A 17,450-nucleotide genomic window follows, 5' to 3' on the forward strand; every position below is an offset into this window, starting at 1 on the left:
GCTGCCGTCGATCCTCGCGCTGATCGTCGGGGTGTTGGGACGCCCGGCGTCGCTGATCGCGGGGGCGGTCCTGCTGGGATCGGCGACCACCACGACGGCGATACCAGAGGCCGAGACGCCGCGAAGGGGCCCGGATGCCTGGATTGAGGGCCCTCGCGAGGGCCGGTTTCGGTCGACGATCGCGCTTGACGGGGTTGAGTCGATCGGGGATACTCCGTCGTCTCAGAGAGTGTCCAGACCCGGGACGGAAGCCCGGGGGTGGCAATGCACCTGCACGAGTCAAGGAAGACGAGACCCACCGTGCTTGGCTACACCCTGATCCTCCATCGACGCTCGACGGGCCGCGCGGGACGAATCGCTCGTCTCCGCGAACAGTCCTCGACCGTCCTCCCGACGCTCGCCGCGGCCGCATCCCAGGCGGCGGCGATGCTCGCCCGGCTCTTCGACGACGCTTGCACCGGCCGATCTCGGCCGATTCCGCTCGGGCTCGTCGCCGCGCAGCCTCCGTTTCCGATCGGCATCCCAGGCCGGGCGACGACGACCGGCGCGATCTCCACACGGCGCGGGGGGGGGCTCGGCTGATGATGATCTCGAACGGGTACCTGATGATCTTCGCGTTCGCGATGATGGGCTGCGTGCTCGCCACGCCGCTGGTCACGCAGATCGCCGGGTGGGTCGGGGCGATCGACAAGCCGGACGGCTACCGGCGGATCCACACCTCGGCCGTCCCCCGCCTGGGGGGGCTCGGGCTGGCGCTCGGGGTGGCCGTGGGCGTCTTCCTGCCGCACGCCTCGGCGTGGTCGGCCAACATCAACATCAACCTGCCCGACCTGAACCACGAGTGGCCGATCTTCGCCGCCGCGATCATCATCCTGGTCGTCGGCTTCGTCGACGACACGCGGTCGCTCGGCCCCCGGGTCAAGCTGCTCGGCCAGGCCGCGGCGGTGATGGCCCTCTACCTGGGGGGCATCCGGATCGACCGGATCGAGGCCCTGGGGCTGAACCTCGACCTGGGGAGCCCCGCCTTGCCGTTCGTCGTGATGGGAAGGCCCTTCGACGTCGCGCCGGCGAGCCTGCTCATCACCATGTTCTGGTTCCTGGGCTGCATGAACGTCTGGAACCTGATCGACGGCATGGACGGCCTGGCCTCGGGCGTGGGTTTGCTGGTGAGCGGCACCCTGACGCTCGTGGCCCTGCACAACGGGAACGTCGAGGTCGCGATCCTGGCGACCGCCCTGGCCGGGTCGCTGGCCGGGTTCCTGCTCTACAACTGGCACCCCGCCTGCATCTTCCTGGGCGACAGCGGGGCCTTGCTGATCGGGCTGCTGATCGGGGTGATCGGCGTGCAGGGGTCGCTCAAGGGGCCCTCGGCGATCTCGATCCTGTTCCCGATCCTGGCGATGGGGCTGCCGATCTCGGACACGGCCATGGCCATCTTCCGGCGCTGGGTGCGGAACCTGCCGATGAGCGCGGCCGACCGCCGCCACGTCCACCACATCCTGATCGGCCTGGGCCTGAACCCGAGGCAGGCGGCGCTCCTGCTGTACTGCTTCTCGGGCTTCCTGTGCGGGGCGGTGCTGCTGGGGGTGTCGCTGCGGAGCGAGTTCCTGGCGCTCGTGCTGGGGATGTCGGGCTGCCTGGCGTTCCTGGTGGTGGTGACCAGCCGCCGCGACGAGCTGAACAACCTGATGGACGACTTCCAGGCGCGGATGGTCCGGGGCCGGCAGGAACGGCGGGCGGCGAAGCTCACGTGGGAAGCCATCCAGCGGGTCGAGCTGTGCAAGTCGCCGCTGGCCGCGTTCGAGATCCTCGAGAAGACGGCCGAGGCCCTGGGCTGCGGCGGGATCCACGTCGCCTGCGCCGACGCGACGTTCCCGCCCGAAGACGCCGTGCAGACGCTCGACGCCATCGACGACGGGTCGTCCGCCTCGCCGGGCGCGATCTTCCGGACGGTGGGCGGCGGCCTGCGGATCACGGCCGTGATGCGGCTGACGCCCGCCGGCGGGCTGTCGGCCGACATCGTCTTCCGCTACCTCCAGCGCCTGACCGAGAGCCTGGCCGACCGCCTGCAAGGCTTCGCGGCCGACGAGGAGGCCCGGCGGGCCGGCCTGGTCGCGGCCGAGGCCCAGGCCCGGGTCGACGAGGGACGGGAGGCCGACGCCGCGCCGGCGACCTTCCCGATCGCGATGGCGCGAGGGCTGGGCCGGCGGCTGGGGATCGGCAAGCCGGTCGTCGGCGACGCGGCCGGGCCGACCCCCGAGGCGATCCGGGGCGTCCCGCCGGCCGCGGGGCTGGCCCGACGCTGACGGCGACGCGAGTCCGGACGACGACACCCAGGGATTGGACACGGAGGCCATCATGGACGACATCGCGCCCTATCGCGGAGCATCCGCACCGATCGCCCCGTCCTCGCGCGGGGCGGCCCCCCCGAGCCCCTACCGGCCGACGCCCCACGGCCCGGCCGCGGCCGCCCCGTTCGGGCCCGACCTGGCCGCCGTCAAGACCACGGGCCACTACGTCGGCGCGCTGCGGCGGCGGTTCTGGCTGGCCCTGATCGTCGCCGTGCCGATGGGCACGCTGACCTCGATCTACGCCCTCCGCCAGCCCAAGCTCTACCAGGCCATCGCCCAGATCCGCATCGTCCAGCCGCACAACGACGCGGCGCTCTCGGCGCTGGTCGCGCGGGACGTCACCCAGTCCGACGCCTCGACCCAGGCCTCCTACGCGGCGGACATGATCACCGACCTCCAGGGCCGGATGCTGGCCGACCGCGTCGTCGCCGGCACCCGCCTCGGCCCCGAGCTGGCGCAGCTCGACGACCCGGCGATGGAGCTGATCGTCAACAACATCAGCGTCAAGCCGGTCAACAAGTCGAACACTTATTACGTCTACCTGACCGGCCGCGACCCGGCCCTGACCAAGCGGCTGCTCGAGGCCGAGCTGGACGAGCTGGTCAAGTACGCCCAGGTCGACCAGCAGAAGCACGTCGACGACACCGTCGAGCACGCCCGCAAGGCCCTGAACGAACTTCGTCGCGAGTCGGCCGCGATGGAGAAGTCGATGCTCGACCAGATCACGACCCTGGGGACGATCGGCCCCGGCGGGCGGAACATCCTGGACGAGCAGTACACCCACATCAGCCAGTCGATCGCCCAGCAGCAGGCGCGGGTCGCCGAGCTTCAGCAGAAGATGATGTTCGCGCCGCTCTTCCCCAAGGACGACATGGTCTCGCCCGCCGAGGCCAGGAAGATGCAGCAGCTCGACCGGCTGCAGGACGTCAAGGATCAGCTCGTCGACCGCCTGACCGTGCTCAAGCGGAAGACCCGCCACTTCAACTCGGACCCGGCCGTCCAGACGATCTCCAACCAGCTCAACGACGTGCTCGACGAGATCGACGAGCTGGGCGCGTCCTACACGAAGTCGAACGGGAAGATGGCCGCCGACCCGACCGAGATGATCCACGACTCGCTCCAGCGCGAGGTCGACGCGGCCGACGGCCGCCGCCAGGAACTGCTCGTCCGGCTGCAGAAGGCGATGCCCGACCATCAGAAGTTCCTCACCCTGATGGACGAACGCGGCGCGCTGCGGAAGCGGATCGCCGAGATGGAGCACGACCTCGCCTCGTTCGAGCTGCTGGCGAAGTCGCAGGGCCAGCCGGTGACGATCAAGGGGCGGATCGAGGAGCCGACCACTCCGAAGTCGAGCCGGACGGTCACGATGGCCCTGGGGCTCGTCTTCAGCCTGGGCCTGGGCCTGGGCCTGGTGTTCCTGCTGGAGTACCTCGACCACTCGGTCCGCGTGCCGGAGCACGTCAGCCACGGCCTGGGCCTGCCGCTGCTGGGGATCGTCCCCCGGATCCCGCGCACCGCCCTGACGCACCGGGGCGGCCACCTGTGGACCTCGGCCGTCCCCGACTCGGCCGCGGCCGACGCCTTCCGCAACATCCGCGCCGGCCTGCTGGGCGCGGCCGACCGCCTGGGCCCGATCGTCAGCCTGCTGGTCACCAGCGCCAAGGCGGGCGACGGCAAGTCGACCGCGGCCCTGAACCTGGCCGCGGCCTGCGCCCGGGCCGGCGAGCGGACCCTGCTGCTGGACGTCGACCTCCGCCGGCCGACGCTCGCCGGCGTCTTCCCGGCCGAGGACGACGAGGAAGGCGGCCCGGGGCTGGGCCTGGTCGACGTCCTCAAGGGGTCGGTCCCCTGGCAGGCGACGCTCCGCCGCACCGACCTGCACAACCTGGACTTCATCCCCACCGGCGACACCCGCGAGGTGCCGATCGAGATCCTCGGCACGCTCGAGCTGCGGCAGCTCCTGGCGGCGGTCACGCACCATTACGACCGGGTGATCCTCGACGGGCCGGCGATCCTGGGCATGGCCGACTGCCGCGTGCTGGGCCGGATGGTCGACGCCGCGATGCTGGTCGTCCGGGCCGGGGCGCACCAGACGATGACGCTCCAGCGGGCGAAGGCCGTGCTCGAGCAGTCGCACGTCGAGATCGCCGGCGTGATCGTCAACGGCCTGAGCGAAGGGGTGCAGAACTGGTCGAGCTACGGCTACGGCCCGACGCCGATGACGCCGCCGCCCCGCCGCGATCGCGCCCTGGCCGCCTCCTCGACGAGCCCCGCCCGCGAGGACGCCCTGGCGGGCGCCCCGGCCGACGCCTGAGTCCCGACGGAATCGGAGCACCCCGTGAACAGCCTTCGCATGCGATTCCTGTCGACGTTCGACCGCTCCTTCGGCTGGATGGTCGCGGTCCTGGTCCTGGCCGCGATCCTCGGCTTCGGCGGCACGGCCTGGTGGTCGCGCCCGGCCCTGGTCGCCGCCGCGACGGCCTTGACCCTCATGCTGCTGGTCCGGAACCTGGTCGAGGGCCGCGTCACGATCCTCAAGAGCCCGCTCGGGCTGCTGGGGCTCGCGGCGCTGGCGCTGGGCGTGCTCCAGGTCCTGCCGCTGCCGGCGGGGCTGGCCGGGCGGCTCTCGCCGACCGCCCGCGCGGTCTACGCCCGGGGGGCGCTCCCCGACCTGGCCCGGGCCGACGACCCCGGCGCGACGCTCGCCGAGGCGGCGACGATCCGCTCTCCCGCCAGCCTGGACCGCGCGGCGACCGTCCGGCGGCTGGCCCTGGCGGCGGCCTGCCTGGGGGTCTTCTGGTGCGCCTCGCACGCCGTCGACCGGCTCCAGCGGCTCTACCTGATCTGGGGGGCCGTGATCGCCGGCTTCCTGCTGAACACGACGTTCGCCCTGGTGCAGATCAGCACCCGCACCGACGGCCTCTACGGCTACTGCATCCCCGGCGCGGGCGCGCCCTGGTGGGCCCCGGACTCGAACGACCTGCTCGACGCCCCGGCCGTCGCGGCGCTCCGCGAGCTGCCGGCGGCGACGGCCCCCGGCTCGGCCCCGTCGGCTCAGCTGGAGGTCGTCCGCCCGTTCACGTTCGGCTCGCTCCCCGGCGGCGTCGGCGGCTTCCTGGCCCTGGGCGCCCTGGCCTTGCCGCTGATCCTCGCCCTGGTGATCCACCTGTGCTCGCCCCGCGGCAGCCGCGAGAGCTGGGCGGACCGCATGGCGGGCACGGGGCGGGGCAGCCTGGCGATCCTCCTGACCCTGCTCTCGATCCCGGGGGCGTTCCTGGTCGGGATGGCCGCCGGCCCCTGGTTCTGCGTCCCCGCCGCCCTCGGCCTGGCGATGGTCGGGTTGCCGGCCCTGTTCACGCCGGGGGCCCGCGTGGTGGGCCTCGGGCTGTCCTCGACGCTGCTCGTCGCGTTGGCCTCGGGGGTCGCGGCGCAGGCCCGCTGGGACGACATGACCGGGGCCCGACCGCCCCTGGAGGCGCCCGACTGGCGGGGCAGCCGCGAGGTCTGGCGCGACGCCTCGCACATCTTCCGCGAGTTCCCCGTGGTCGGCGTCGGCCTGGGGGCCTTCGGCGCGGTGCAGCCCTACTTCAAGGATCGCGACCTGGCCTCGAACACCGCCATGAGCAGCCTGCTGCAATGGTCGACCGAGGCGGGCCTGGTCGGGTTGGCGATTTTGGGCGTCGGGGCGCTCTGGTGCCTGGCCCGGATCCCCGGGAGTCTGAAGCGTCTCGGATCGATGGATCGATTCCTGGCGCATGGGTTGATCGGGGCGGCTTTGGCGCTTAGTCTATTGGCCGCCGTCCACTGGACGGTGGAATTGACGGCCGTGGCCGTATCCGCCAGCGCCCTGGGTGGGACCTGGAATCGCTGGCTGGCCGGCGGCACGGACCTGTTCGTCGAACGCGGCTGATCGCGAGGACGCGACGCTACGAGACCGACCGGGACATCGCTCAGGGAGGAGTCGATTCCACGATGGCCGAATCCACCTGTCTCCATATCCAGGACCATGACGCCGGGCCGATCCGGATCGTGGAGATCCCCTGGATATCGGTACGCATCGGTAGGGCGGCCTATTGCGAGGTCCGGCTGACCGACCCGTCGCTCCCCGAGGAGGCCTGCCGGCTGCATCGCCGCGGCCGAACCTGGCACCTGACGCCGCTGGGCGGCTCCGACGTCGCCCTCGACGGCCGGCCGATCGACGGCCCGCAGCCGCTGCCGTTCGACGTCGGCTTCCAGGTCGGGTCGTTCCGGCTGTCCCTCAAGCGCAACAAGTTCGCCGAGCCCGACTGGCGGCCCCCCCGCGACGAGCCTCGCGCCCGGGCCCCTCGGCCCGAAGCCTTTCCCGATCATCCGGTCGCGGCGCCGGCCGTCGAGCCGCCCCTCGCGCCCGCGGCCACGCCGGGCCTGGCCAACCCGTGGGAGGCCCGCTGGAAGGCCGCCGGCGACCGCCTCAAGGCCGCCCGCGCCGCCGACGCCCGGCCCGCGCCGACGCCCGCCCCGGCGGCCCCGCACCCGCGCCGCCGATCGCCCGAACCGTCGAGCCGACGGAACGCCGGCCGGCACCCGAGGTCGCCCCTCGGCCCGCCGCCCCCCGGGTCGAGCCGGTCGCTCGATCCCGTTCGACGCCGACGCCGCCGACGACTCCCCGGTACAGTCCGGCCGCCTACGCCCGTATGCCGCGACCCGCCGCGACGCCCACGCCCCAACCCCGGCCCGCGCGGCCTGCCGAGCCGCGTCGCACGACGCCCGCCGCGCCCGAATCCTGGGCGAATCCGCTGCCGGACGTCGCGCCCCGGCCTCTCGCGCCGACGCCGGCCGCGAGCTTCCTGGACGTCGACCGCCTCGCCCGGCTGGAGAGCCTGGACGTCGCGGACCTGGACCGGGACTTCGCCGCCGCCGAGGCGGCCGGGTCGATCGCGACCCGGCCCGAGCCGGTCGCACCTGAAGTTCCCGCCGTCGAGGACGGGGCCGAGGTCGCCATCCGCCGGCGACTCCCACGGCGACTCTGCTTTCGCCGAAGCGCGGGCGAATCGGCCGGGGCGTTCGCGACCGACGCCGCCGTCCTGCTCGTCGACGCCGAGCCCGAGGTCGCGCGAGCGATCGAACCGGTCGAGGCCGAGATCCCGGCGGCCGCGCCGTCGACCCTCGAAGCCGGCCCGACGGCCGAGGAGCCGTTCGAGTCGCCGCCGTCCATCGCGCCCACGTTTCAGCCCGAGCCCGAGCCGACCTGGACGTACTCGCCCGTGGTGGAGTCGATGGCGACGACGGGCCACGCGCGGCGGTTCGTGGCCGACACGAGCGGCGTCGGTTATGGATACGTCTCGTCGGAGGCTCGACCCGTCGTCGAGCCGGAGCCGCGGCCCCGGCGGGCCGTCGAGATCGAGGAGGACGAGGCCGAGACGTTCGACCCGACGCGGTCGCGGCGGTCGCGGGCCGACGAGGCCTGGGTCCTCCCCTCGGTCCAGGACGTCCTGAACGCCGGGCTCCGCGCCCGGGACGCGGCGGCCGCGATCCCGCGTCCCGCCGCGCGGGCGGCGAGGGCCTCGATCGCGGCCCCGACCGTCGCGCGGGAGCCCGCGCACTGGACGCCGCCCGCGTGGCTGGCGACGCCGCCGGCGATGGCGCTCACGCTCGCGGTCGGCGGGGTGCTGGCGTTCTGTTCGTGGCGCCAGGCGACGGTCTCGCACGAGGCCTCGACGGCGATCGAGACGTCGGCGGCGGTTCGCCGCGGGCTGGCCAAGGACCGGCCGCTGGCGAAGTCGATCGTCCCGCCGTCGCCCTCGTGGTGGGGCGCGGCGCCGGCGCACCTGGCCCAGTGGGGCGTGTACCTCGACGGCACCCGGGTCGAGCACGGCTGGGACGCGACCCCGGCCGGGATGCTCGAAGCGGCGGCCGCCGTCGGCCCGCTCGACTCGCTCGCCCGGTTCGCCCTCGCCCGCAAGGCCGGCGACCCGACGCCCGGCGGCCCGACCGCCGCCGGCCTGAGCCGCGACGCCGTCAGCCTCGCCTGGACCGGCCGGACGCTGCACCGCTCGGGCAAGAACGCGCAAGCCATGCGGGCGTACCGCCGGGCCCTGGAGATCGCCGCCAAGGCCGACCCGACGCCCTCCGGCGCGCTGACGTTCAGCGACGATCCGAACGTCCCGCGCTACCTGCTGCCGGGCGAGGGCCTCGCCGCCGCGGTCGTCCGCGAGCTGGCCGCCGACGCCTCGTGGGCCTATCAGGATTGGGCCGAGGCCGTCCCCGAGTCGGGCGTCTCCGCACTCGCGGCCGCCCGCGTCCTGAGGAAGCAGGGACGGCCCGAGGCCGACGCGATCCTCAAGCGGATCCTCGAACGGTCCGAGGCCGACGCCAGGGCCCGCGCCGGCGGCCCCGACGAGCCGGCCGACGACCCCGACGGCGAGGCCCTGGCGCTCGCCGTGGCCGCCGAGGCCCTGGCCTTGCAGGCCGACTGGAAGGACGCCGAGCGCCGATACCGGGCGGCCATCGACCGGATGCCCGACCCGCGCATCCGGCGGTCGTGGTGGTTCAACATCGCCGACGTCGCCCTGCATCTCAACGACGACGACCACCGTCGCGCCGCGCTCGACGAGGCGCTCGCGGTGGCCGACTCCGACGACGTCAGCCGCCGCGCGATGGACCTCCAGCGCGGCCCGACCATCCCAGGGACGAACCGCCTCAAGGCGAATTGACGGATCAAGCGACCGGGCGCGACCCCTCCCCACGCTCCCAAGGAAGACCAACCATGGCGACCCCCGACAGGCCGGCCCCGCCCCCCGAACCCGCCCCCGCGGCCGAAGACGACCCGCGGCTCGCGGACGCGTTCCTGCGCTGGGTCCGCGCCCCGGAGAACCGGCTCACGGTCCTCGGCGCGGCCGCCTGCACGGCCCTCTTCGCCCTGCTGTTCCAGGAGAGCCTGCGGCACTTCTACCGCGCCTGGACGACCGACGACAACTACAGCCACGGCTTCCTCGTGCCGCTGCTGAGCCTCTACTTCGCGGCCCAGGTCTACCGCCGCGAGGGCGCCCCGGCGTCGCCGGAGGGCCGTTCGGGCGTGTGGCTCGGCGGGCTGCTGCTGGGCGGGGCGCTGCTCGCGCACCTGGTGACGGTCCCCCTGCCGATCGACTTCCTGGGCGACCTGGCGCTGCTGGCCGCCCTGGTGGGCTGCTTCACGATCGTCGCCGGCCCGGCGGCGCTGCGGCGGTACTGGTTCCCCTTCTCGTTCCTGATCTTCATGGTGCCCTTGCCGATCGCGCTGTACTCGCGGATCGCCTCGCCGCTGCAGCTCATGGCGAGCCGGGTGGCGTCGGGGTTCATGAACGCCACGGGCGTCCCGGTCCTCTGCGAAGGGAACCGGATGACCCTCCCCGGCGGAGTGCAGATGTTCGTGGCCGAGGCGTGCAGCGGAATGCGCCAGCTCACCGGGTTCCTGGCGCTGGCCGCGGCGGTGGCCTACCTGTCGCGACGTCCGGGCTGGTACCGCGCGGTGGTGGTCCTCTCGGCGCTGCCGATCGCCCTGTTCGCGAACACGACCCGGGTGGTGGCCACCGGCTACGTCATGCACTACCTCGACCCCCGCTACGCCGAGGGCGCCTACCACACGCTCGAGGGGGTCCTCCTGATGGGCATGGGCCTGCTGCTCCTGAATTCCGTCTGCATGCTGATGGACCTCTTCTGCGCCGGGGACGACGCGCCCGGCCCCTCGCCGACGACGCCCCCGACCGAGGCCGTCGCGACCGGGCGGCCGATCCTGGCGGCGACCGAGGGCTGGCCGAGCCGTCGGGTCGCCGGGGCCCTCTCCCTGAGCGCGTCCGCCACCGAGGAACTGTCATGACGACCCTGAAGCGCTGCGGCCTGTGCGCCGCCCTGCTGACCCTGGGCCTGGCCGCCCGCGCGGGCCTGGAGCGGATGGACGCCACCGAGCGGCCGCCGCTCCGCCGGCCCCTGGCCTCGCTGCCGATGGAGCTCGACGGCTGGGCCGGCCGCGACGTCCCGGTGCCCCTCGACGTCATCGAGCGCGCGCAGACGACCGAGTACCTCAACCGGGAGTACGAGAGCCGTCGCCGCCCCGGGCTGAAGCTCATGCTCTGGATCAACTACTCGGAGCAGGGGACCAACCTCCGCCACACGCCGGAGATCTGCCTCCCCTCCAGCGGCTGGACCAAGATCGAGTCCCAGACCCGCGAGCTGCAGTTCCCCGCCGCCGGCGGCCGCGCGCTCACCTGCACCCGCCTGGGCTACGCGCAGGGGGATCTTGTGAAGCACGTCGGGTTCTGGTACTACATTTTCGGGGAAGGACGGTTGGAAAACTTCGTTCGACGGCTCCCCGTCACCAGTCGCAGCAGCCACGGGCGGACCACCCGCGGCTCGTCGATGACGGTCGAGGTCTTCTACCCCGGCGACGTCGACCCGGACGCCGTCGCCCTGGGGGAGTTCGCGCGAGGCCTGCTCGCCGCGCTCGAGCCCGTCCTGCCCCCCGACCGCGCGGAATATCACGTGCCCTGACGGACGAGGGCGAGACAGGCACACGCCGGCGCACGCCGCCGCGGACCCAAGGCGATCGACACGATGAAACGCGCCCTGATCACCGGCATCACCGGACAAGACGGCTCCTACCTCGCCGAGTTCCTCCTGGACAAGCCCGACTACGAGGTCCACGGCCTGGTGCGGCGGTCGAGCACCCTGAACCGGCAGCGCATCGACCACCTCTCCCACGACGCCACGGGCGCCGGCCGCTTCTCCCTCCACTACGCCGACCTGGCCGACGCCTCGTGCCTCTCGGCGCTGCTGGAGGAGATCCAGCCCGACGAGGTCTACAACCTCGGGGCCCAGAGCCACGTCCGCGTCTCGTTCGACCAGCCCCTGTACACCGCCGACGTCGTCGGCCTGGGGACGCTTCGCCTGCTGGAGGCCGTCCGCGTCCTCAACCGCCGGCGGCCCGTCCGGTTCTATCAGGCGTCCAGCTCCGAGATGTTCGGCTCGGCTCCCGCGCCCCAGGGGCCGGACACCCCGTTCCACCCCCGCAGCCCCTACGCCGTCGCCAAGCTCTACGCCCACTGGCAGACGATCAACTACCGCGAGGCCTACGGCCTGTTCGCCTGCTCGGGCATCCTGTTCAACCACGAGAGCCCGCGCCGGGGCGAATCGTTCGTCACCCGCAAGGTCACCCTCGCCGCGGCGCGGATCAAGGAGGGCCTGCAGAAGCGCCTGGTCATGGGCAACCTGGAATCCAAGCGCGACTGGGGCTTCGCCGGCGACTACGTCCGCGCCATGTGGCTGATGCTCCAGCAGGAGAAGCCCGACGACTACATCGTCGCCACCGGCGAGACCTACTCGATCCACCAACTCCTCGAGAAGGCCTTCCAGCTCGTCGACCTGGACTACCGCGACTTCGTCGATTTCGACGAGCGCTACGTCCGCCCTTCCGAGGTCGACGTCCTGCAAGGCGACGCGACGAAGGCCCGCCAGGTCCTCGGGTGGGAGCCCGAGGTCGACTTCGACGGCCTCGTCCAGATGATGGTCGAACACGACCTCGAACTCGCCCGCCGCGAGAAGCACGCCCTCGCCTTCCAGGCGGGCTGACCCGCCCGAGGCGCCGAACGCAGGGGGCTACGCGCCTCCCGGACGCCGGCTCCCCCGGCCCGGCGCGGGCCCTTCGGCCCCCTCTCGAAGCCGCTCCCCAGGACGTCCCCGATCCGCCCCCGGCGGGCTTGCCTTCGGGGGCGACTTCTGGTCTACTTCGACGTCACGCAGGGATGATCCACCAGGGAAGGTCGGAGGTGCCATGGACGTACAAGCGCGCACATATCGGGACTCCGTGGTCGTGGCCTGCCCGGACGCCCGCCCGCCCGCCTATCAGGCCGTGGTCGGGATGCATCGCGCGGCGATGCTCAAGCGGTTCGTGACCTCGTACTACCACGACCCCGACGGCCTGGGCGCGACGCTCACGCGCAAGCTCGCCCCCGCCCTCTACGACCGCTGGCGGCGGCTCCTGGCCCGGCGCCACGACGACGAGATCCCCGCCGATCGGGTCGCCTCGGCGCCGACCGTCGACCTGGCGCTACGGGTCGAGTCGAAGTTCGCCGGCCGCCCCCGCCTGAAGCGCGCGGCCGCTCGGGCGCGCACCCACTGGTTCGACCGCCGCCTGGCCCGCGAACTGGCCGCCTCGCCGCCGGAGGCCCTGCTGGTGTTCAGCGACGTCGGCTCGGGCGTGGCGATGCCGCTCTGCCGCCGGCGCGGGATCGCGACCGTCCTGAGCATGGTCCACGGCGACGTCCGCGAGGAGGCCCGGCTCCTGGAGGCCGAGGAGGCCCTCGCGCCCGACTTCTTCCCGCTCTACCTGGGCGACGCCGCGCTCGACCGCGAGGAGATGGCCTGGCTGCACGCCCGCCGGCTCCAGGACCTGGCGCTGGCCGACCGGATCCTCGTCCCCTCCGAGCACATCGCCGCGACCCTCGAACGCGAGGGCGTCCCCCGCGACCGACTCCGCGTCATCCCCTACGCGGCCGACTGCCGCCGCTTCCGGCCCCTGACGAACCGCCGGCCCGACGACTCCTGCACCTTCCTGTTCGCGGGCGGGGTCAGCCAGCGCAAGGGGATCAAGTACCTCCTGGAGGCCTGGGCGAAGGTCCGCCGGCCCGGTTGGCGGCTCCAGCTTTTGGGCCCGATGCCCCGCCGCCTCGGGCCGCTGGAAGGCCTGATGGAAGGCGTCGAGCCGCTGGGACGCGTGGGCCATCCCGAGGTCCCCGCGCACATGGCGTCGGCCGACGTCTTCGTCTTCCCGTCCCTGTTCGAGGGGTCGGCCGTCGTGACCTACGAGGCGCTCGCCTGCGGGCTGCCGGCCGTGGTCACGCCCGAGGCCGGCTCGGTCGTCCGCGACGGCGTCGAGGGCCTGGTCGTCCCGGCGCGCGACGTCGACGCCCTCGCCGCCGCGATGGCCCGCCTGGGCGACGACCCCACGCTGCGGGCGCGGATGTCGGCCGCGGCGCGGGGGCGGGCGATGGACTTCGACTGGCCCCGCTACCACGTCGCCGTCGTCGAGGCCGTCGTCGGCCTGATCGAAGAACGCCGCCCCCGCCGAGGTCGCGCGACCGAACGCGGGCGAGCGCCGCTGGCGCGGGCCGGCGCGTAGGAGGGCGGCCGAGGACGGCGGATCGACCGGACATGGATGGGCATCCCGCCAGGGAAGGGGGGCGACGCGGCGAGCGTCGAGAGTCATGGACGACTTGCAATACGTCTACGCGACGGCCGGGGTCATCGGCCTGTACTTCCTGCTGCAGGTCGCGACGCGGCGGTTCGACCCGTTCGCGCCGGTCTGGCTCTTCTTCGTCGGCTACGTCCAGATCTACGTCATCCAGGCGATCAACTACCACGACTGGGCGATCGGCGTGCGAGGCGAGGAGGTCGTGACGACCGCCAACTCCCGCGCCCTCTGGGCGCTCGTGTGGTTCCTGGCCGTCTACCACGTCGGCGCGGGGCGGCTGATCGCCCCCAGGCTGCCCCGGGCGCCGCAAGGGTGGTCGACGCCGACCGTCGCCGCCCTGAGCCCGGTGCTGATCGTCTGGGGGCTGTTCTGCGCCGGCGTCTTCGGCGGCGGCATCGGCCAGGAAGACCTGTCCGCCGAGGGGACGCTGCTGCGATCCTTCCCGTTCGTGATGATGGTCGCGGCGATCCTCCTGATCACGACCGGGCGGCGGGTCGACGCGCCCCGGCCGGCGTTCTTCGCCGCGGGCCTCGCCGTGGCCGGCCTGTACGTCCTGATCTGGATGTTCAACGCCAAGCGGTCGCACTCGCTGATGGGGGTGCTGACGACCATCTGCGCCATCTACGTCACCCGGCTGAAACGGCCGTCGTGGGGCGTCCTGGGCGCGACGGCGTTCACCGGGGCGCTGGTCGTGGCCGTGTCGATCGGCTGGCGCAACAACCCGAACTACGAGCGGTCGATCGCCGGCTTCGGCCAGTTCGTCAGCGAGTTCGAGGTGTCCAAGATCCTCGTCAGCATGGACGTCGCCGACGACGGCCCGCCCGACCCCGACGTCTCGTACGAGAGCAAGGAATACGGCGGCTACCTGCTGATGCTCGACACCGTGCCCGAGAAGTCGGGGTACGACTACGGCGCCAACTACCTGCGGGCCTTCTCCACGTACATCCCCCGGATCATCTGGCCGTCCAAGCCGATCTACGGCCGCACGAAGTGGATCGACGCCTGGATCGCGGGCTCCGAGCTGAAGCGCGACGAGGACTTCGCCGGGCCCGCCATCGGCATCCTCGGCGCCACCCACCTCAACGGCGGCGTGATCGGCACGGTGATCGTCATGGCCGCCGTGGCGCTCGCCCTCCGCACCAGCTACGACTACTTCCTGCTCCACGCCCGGACCGTCTGGGGCCAGTTCTTCTGGGCCATCTTCTTCTACAACGCCTGGTTCGTGGTCGTCGGCGACGACCCGGTGGTCTGGTACTACTACAACTGGGGATTCTCGGCCTGCCCCGTCCTCGTCGTCGTCTGGTTCGCCTCCAGGTACTTCGCCGACCGCGAGGCCCCGGCCGCCGCCGCGAGCGAGGGCCCGCCGGCATGGCCGGGCCCGCACGCCGCCCCGATCACCCTCGCCGCGCCGGCCCACGGCCGCCTCGCCGCCCGTCGCTTCACGGAAGGAGCATCGACTTGACCGACCGGCCCGCCGCACGGACGCCGCTGACGTCCTTCGAGAAGATCGACGTCTGCCGCGGCCTCTTCGCCTTCCTGGTGGTCGTCGCGCATGCGCTCGACATCGCCTGGGCCATCCACCCGGCCGCCCCGGCCGCCATGTCGCCGGCGGTGCACGACTTCTGGCTCTACGTCGTCGCCGCGGGCGTCTTCTGGGTGATCGGCTTCTTCGTCGTGAGCGGCTACTGCATCCAGCTCTCCGTCGAGCGCCAGGTCGAGCGGGGCCGCTTCCCTCTGAAGACCTACCTGATCGCCCGGCTCTCGCGGATCCTGCCGCTCTACTACGTGGCCCTGGCGGCGGCCGTGGTCTTCGAGTGGCTCATGGCGTCGTCGCGGCCCAGCACCTGGCCGCACGGGCTCGACCCGGAGGCCCTGTTCGCGCAGCTCTTCGTCGTGCAGAACTTCCAGCAGACGTTCGGCTCGTTCGCGCCCTCGTGGAGCATCACCAACGAGATGTTCTACTACGTCTTCTTCGGCGCGGTCGTCTGCGTCGCCATGAAGCGGGGCGTCCGGCCGGCGAGCCTGGGGATGGCCCTCTGCCTGGCCCTCGCCGTGCTGCTGGAGGCGGCGTACTTCGGCTGGTTCCGGACCGACCCGATCGTCCGCAGCCTGGGGCTGCTGTTCGGCCTGGGGACGATCTGGTTCCAGGGGGCCTTCGTCGCCGTCTATCGCCCGTGGCTCCGCCGCAGCGCGGCGGCGCGGCGGGTTTCGGCCGCGTGGCCCCTGGTCCTGCTGCTGGCGGTCGGCCTCTGGTATTCGCACGCCGTCCACATCCAGGTCCTCTACCTCGTGCTGGGCGCGGCGTTCACGATGATGCTGGCCCGATTCGTCGCCCTCGACCGGTCGGACGCCCCCGCGCCCGATCGCGGCCGCGTGGGGGCGGCCATCCGGGCGCTCGGCCTGGCGAGCTACCCCACGTACCTGTTCCACGGCCCGTTCATCATGTGGCTGGGGTCGCTGATGACGCGGACCGGATGGATGAGCGGCGACTGGCGCGTGACCTGGATTTTCCTGAGCGTCGCCGGGATCGGCTCGGGCCTGATCCTGGGGTTCGTCGCCGAGCGTCCGCTGATGGCCTGGCGCGCCGGGATGCTCAAGAGGCTGAAGGCCGCGGAACGACCCGCGACGACGACGGCGCCGATCCTCGGCATGCCGCGCTAGCGACCCGATCGGACGCACCACGGAAGGAGCCGCCCCCATGATCTACGCCGTCTGCTTCACGAACTTCGGCCCCTATCACCTGGCCCGCCTCCGCGCCCTGGCGGCGAGGCTGGGCGAGCGGGGCGACCGCCTCGTCGCCTACGAGACCGCCGGCGGCGAGCGCCTCTACCCCTGGGCCCGCAGCGACGGGGACGAGCCCTTCGACCGCGTCGTCCTGTTCCCCGACCGGGAACTTGAGGAACTCCCCGCCGGCGCGTGCGGCGAGGCGATGACCGAGGCGCTCGACCGCGACCGCCCCGACGCCGTGGCGGCCGTCGGCTACGTCCGGCCCGAGTCGCTGGCGCTGGCCCGCTGGGGCCGCGGCAACGGCGCGGCGACGATCCTCATGTCCGAGAGCCAGGCCGTCGACCGCCCCCGCGTTTGGTACAAGGAGATGATCAAGGCCCGGCGCTTGCGGCTGTTCGACGCCGCCCTCTGCGGCGGGCCCTCGCATCGCGACTACCTCGTCGACCTGGGCCTGCCCGCCGATCGCATCGCCCTGGGCTACAACGCCGTCGACCACGACTTCTTCGCCGACCAGACCGACGCCTGGCGCGCCAGGCCCGGCTCGCGCGAAGGGATGCCGGCGGCCCCGTTCTTCCTCTCGGTCTGCCGGTTCGCCCCGGAGAAGAACCTGCTCCGGCTGCTCCAGGCGTTCCGCCGCTACCGGGGGCAGGGGGGGTCGTGGGACCTCGTCCTCTGCGGCGACGGCCCGCAGGCGGACGACGTCGCCGCCGCGATCGAGATGTCCGACTGCGCCGAGGCGATCCACCGGCCCGGCTTCCTCCAGGCCGACGAGCTGGCGCGATGGTACGCCCACGCCGCCGCGTTCGTGCTGGCGAGCGTCTCCGAGCCCTGGGGCCTCGTCGCCAACGAGGCCGCCGCCGCCGGCCTGCCGCTGCTGCTCTCGTCGCGGGCCGGCTGCGCCCGGACGCTCGTCCCCGACCCCGAAGGGTCCACCGGCGCGAGATTCGACCCTATGGACGTCCGCGACCTGGCCGGCAAGCTCGGTTGGGTCGCCTCGCTCGCCGGCGCCGACCGCCTCGCCATCGGCCGCCGCGCCCGCGAGGTCGCCGCCGAGTGGGGCCCCGACCGTTTCGCCCGCGGCGCACTCGAAGCCTGGGGCGTCGCCGCGACCCGCCCGAAATCACGGAAGACGATCCTGACGTTCGGAAACGCCGCAGGGAGGTGAACTC

Annotated in this window: 12 protein-coding genes; all 12 read left to right on the forward strand. The window is 72.9% G+C overall.

Annotated features, from left to right (window positions below; translation table 11 throughout):
* Window positions 1-300: 300 nt before the first annotated feature.
* The 12 genes from PZE19_RS27805 (at window position 301) to PZE19_RS27860 (ending at window position 17,446) form a co-directional block, all read left to right on the forward strand.
* Complete coding sequence (locus PZE19_RS27805; protein WP_277863861.1) at window positions 301-582, forward strand: hypothetical protein; 282 nt, start codon at window positions 301-303, stop codon at window positions 580-582.
* On the forward strand, window positions 582-2,306 hold the full coding sequence (locus PZE19_RS27810) for an MraY family glycosyltransferase (protein WP_277863862.1): 1,725 nt from the start codon (window positions 582-584) through the stop codon (window positions 2,304-2,306). Before PZE19_RS27805 ends, PZE19_RS27810 begins: the two co-directional genes overlap by 1 nt.
* A 52-nt stretch (window positions 2,307-2,358) precedes the next feature.
* Complete coding sequence (locus PZE19_RS27815) at window positions 2,359-4,665, forward strand: exopolysaccharide transport family protein (RefSeq protein ID WP_277863863.1); 2,307 nt, start codon at window positions 2,359-2,361, stop codon at window positions 4,663-4,665.
* Between the two features lie 24 nt (window positions 4,666-4,689).
* A complete protein-coding gene (locus PZE19_RS27820; protein ID WP_277863864.1) occupies window positions 4,690-6,261 on the forward strand; it encodes an O-antigen ligase family protein in 1,572 nt (523 codons plus the stop codon).
* Between the two features lie 763 nt (window positions 6,262-7,024).
* Window positions 7,025-9,043 (forward strand): hypothetical protein, encoded by a 2,019-nt coding sequence (locus tag PZE19_RS27825; protein WP_277863865.1) that lies wholly within the window; start codon window positions 7,025-7,027, stop codon window positions 9,041-9,043.
* 53 nt (window positions 9,044-9,096) lie between these two features.
* On the forward strand, window positions 9,097-10,185 hold the full coding sequence (locus PZE19_RS27830) for an exosortase/archaeosortase family protein (protein WP_277863866.1): 1,089 nt from the start codon (window positions 9,097-9,099) through the stop codon (window positions 10,183-10,185).
* Window positions 10,182-10,856 carry an EpsI family protein gene (locus PZE19_RS27835; protein WP_277863867.1) on the forward strand — a complete coding sequence of 225 codons (675 nt, stop codon included), beginning with the start codon at window positions 10,182-10,184 and terminating at the stop codon, window positions 10,854-10,856. Before PZE19_RS27830 ends, PZE19_RS27835 begins: the two co-directional genes overlap by 4 nt.
* A 63-nt stretch (window positions 10,857-10,919) precedes the next feature.
* The gene (gene gmd, locus PZE19_RS27840) at window positions 10,920-11,933 is read left to right on the forward strand and encodes a GDP-mannose 4,6-dehydratase (protein WP_277863868.1); all 1,014 of its coding nucleotides are present in this window, start codon (window positions 10,920-10,922) and stop codon (window positions 11,931-11,933) included.
* Between the two features lie 202 nt (window positions 11,934-12,135).
* On the forward strand, window positions 12,136-13,482 hold the full coding sequence (locus PZE19_RS27845; protein ID WP_277863869.1) for a glycosyltransferase family 4 protein: 1,347 nt from the start codon (window positions 12,136-12,138) through the stop codon (window positions 13,480-13,482).
* 85 nt (window positions 13,483-13,567) lie between these two features.
* Window positions 13,568-15,016: a patatin-like phospholipase domain-containing protein gene (locus PZE19_RS27850; protein ID WP_277863870.1), complete on the forward strand. Its 1,449-nt coding sequence runs from the start codon at window positions 13,568-13,570 to the stop codon at window positions 15,014-15,016.
* Entirely contained in the window at window positions 15,013-16,215 is a 1,203-nt protein-coding gene (locus tag PZE19_RS27855; RefSeq protein WP_277863871.1) for an acyltransferase family protein, read from the forward strand. The genes PZE19_RS27850 and PZE19_RS27855 overlap by 4 nt, the downstream gene beginning before the upstream one ends.
* A 37-nt stretch (window positions 16,216-16,252) precedes the next feature.
* On the forward strand, window positions 16,253-17,446 hold the full coding sequence (locus PZE19_RS27860; RefSeq protein WP_277863872.1) for a glycosyltransferase: 1,194 nt from the start codon (window positions 16,253-16,255) through the stop codon (window positions 17,444-17,446).
* Window positions 17,447-17,450: the final 4 nt, after the last annotated feature.

The sequence above is a fragment of the Paludisphaera mucosa genome (assembly GCF_029589435.1).
Lineage (GTDB): Bacteria > Planctomycetota > Planctomycetia > Isosphaerales > Isosphaeraceae > Paludisphaera > Paludisphaera mucosa.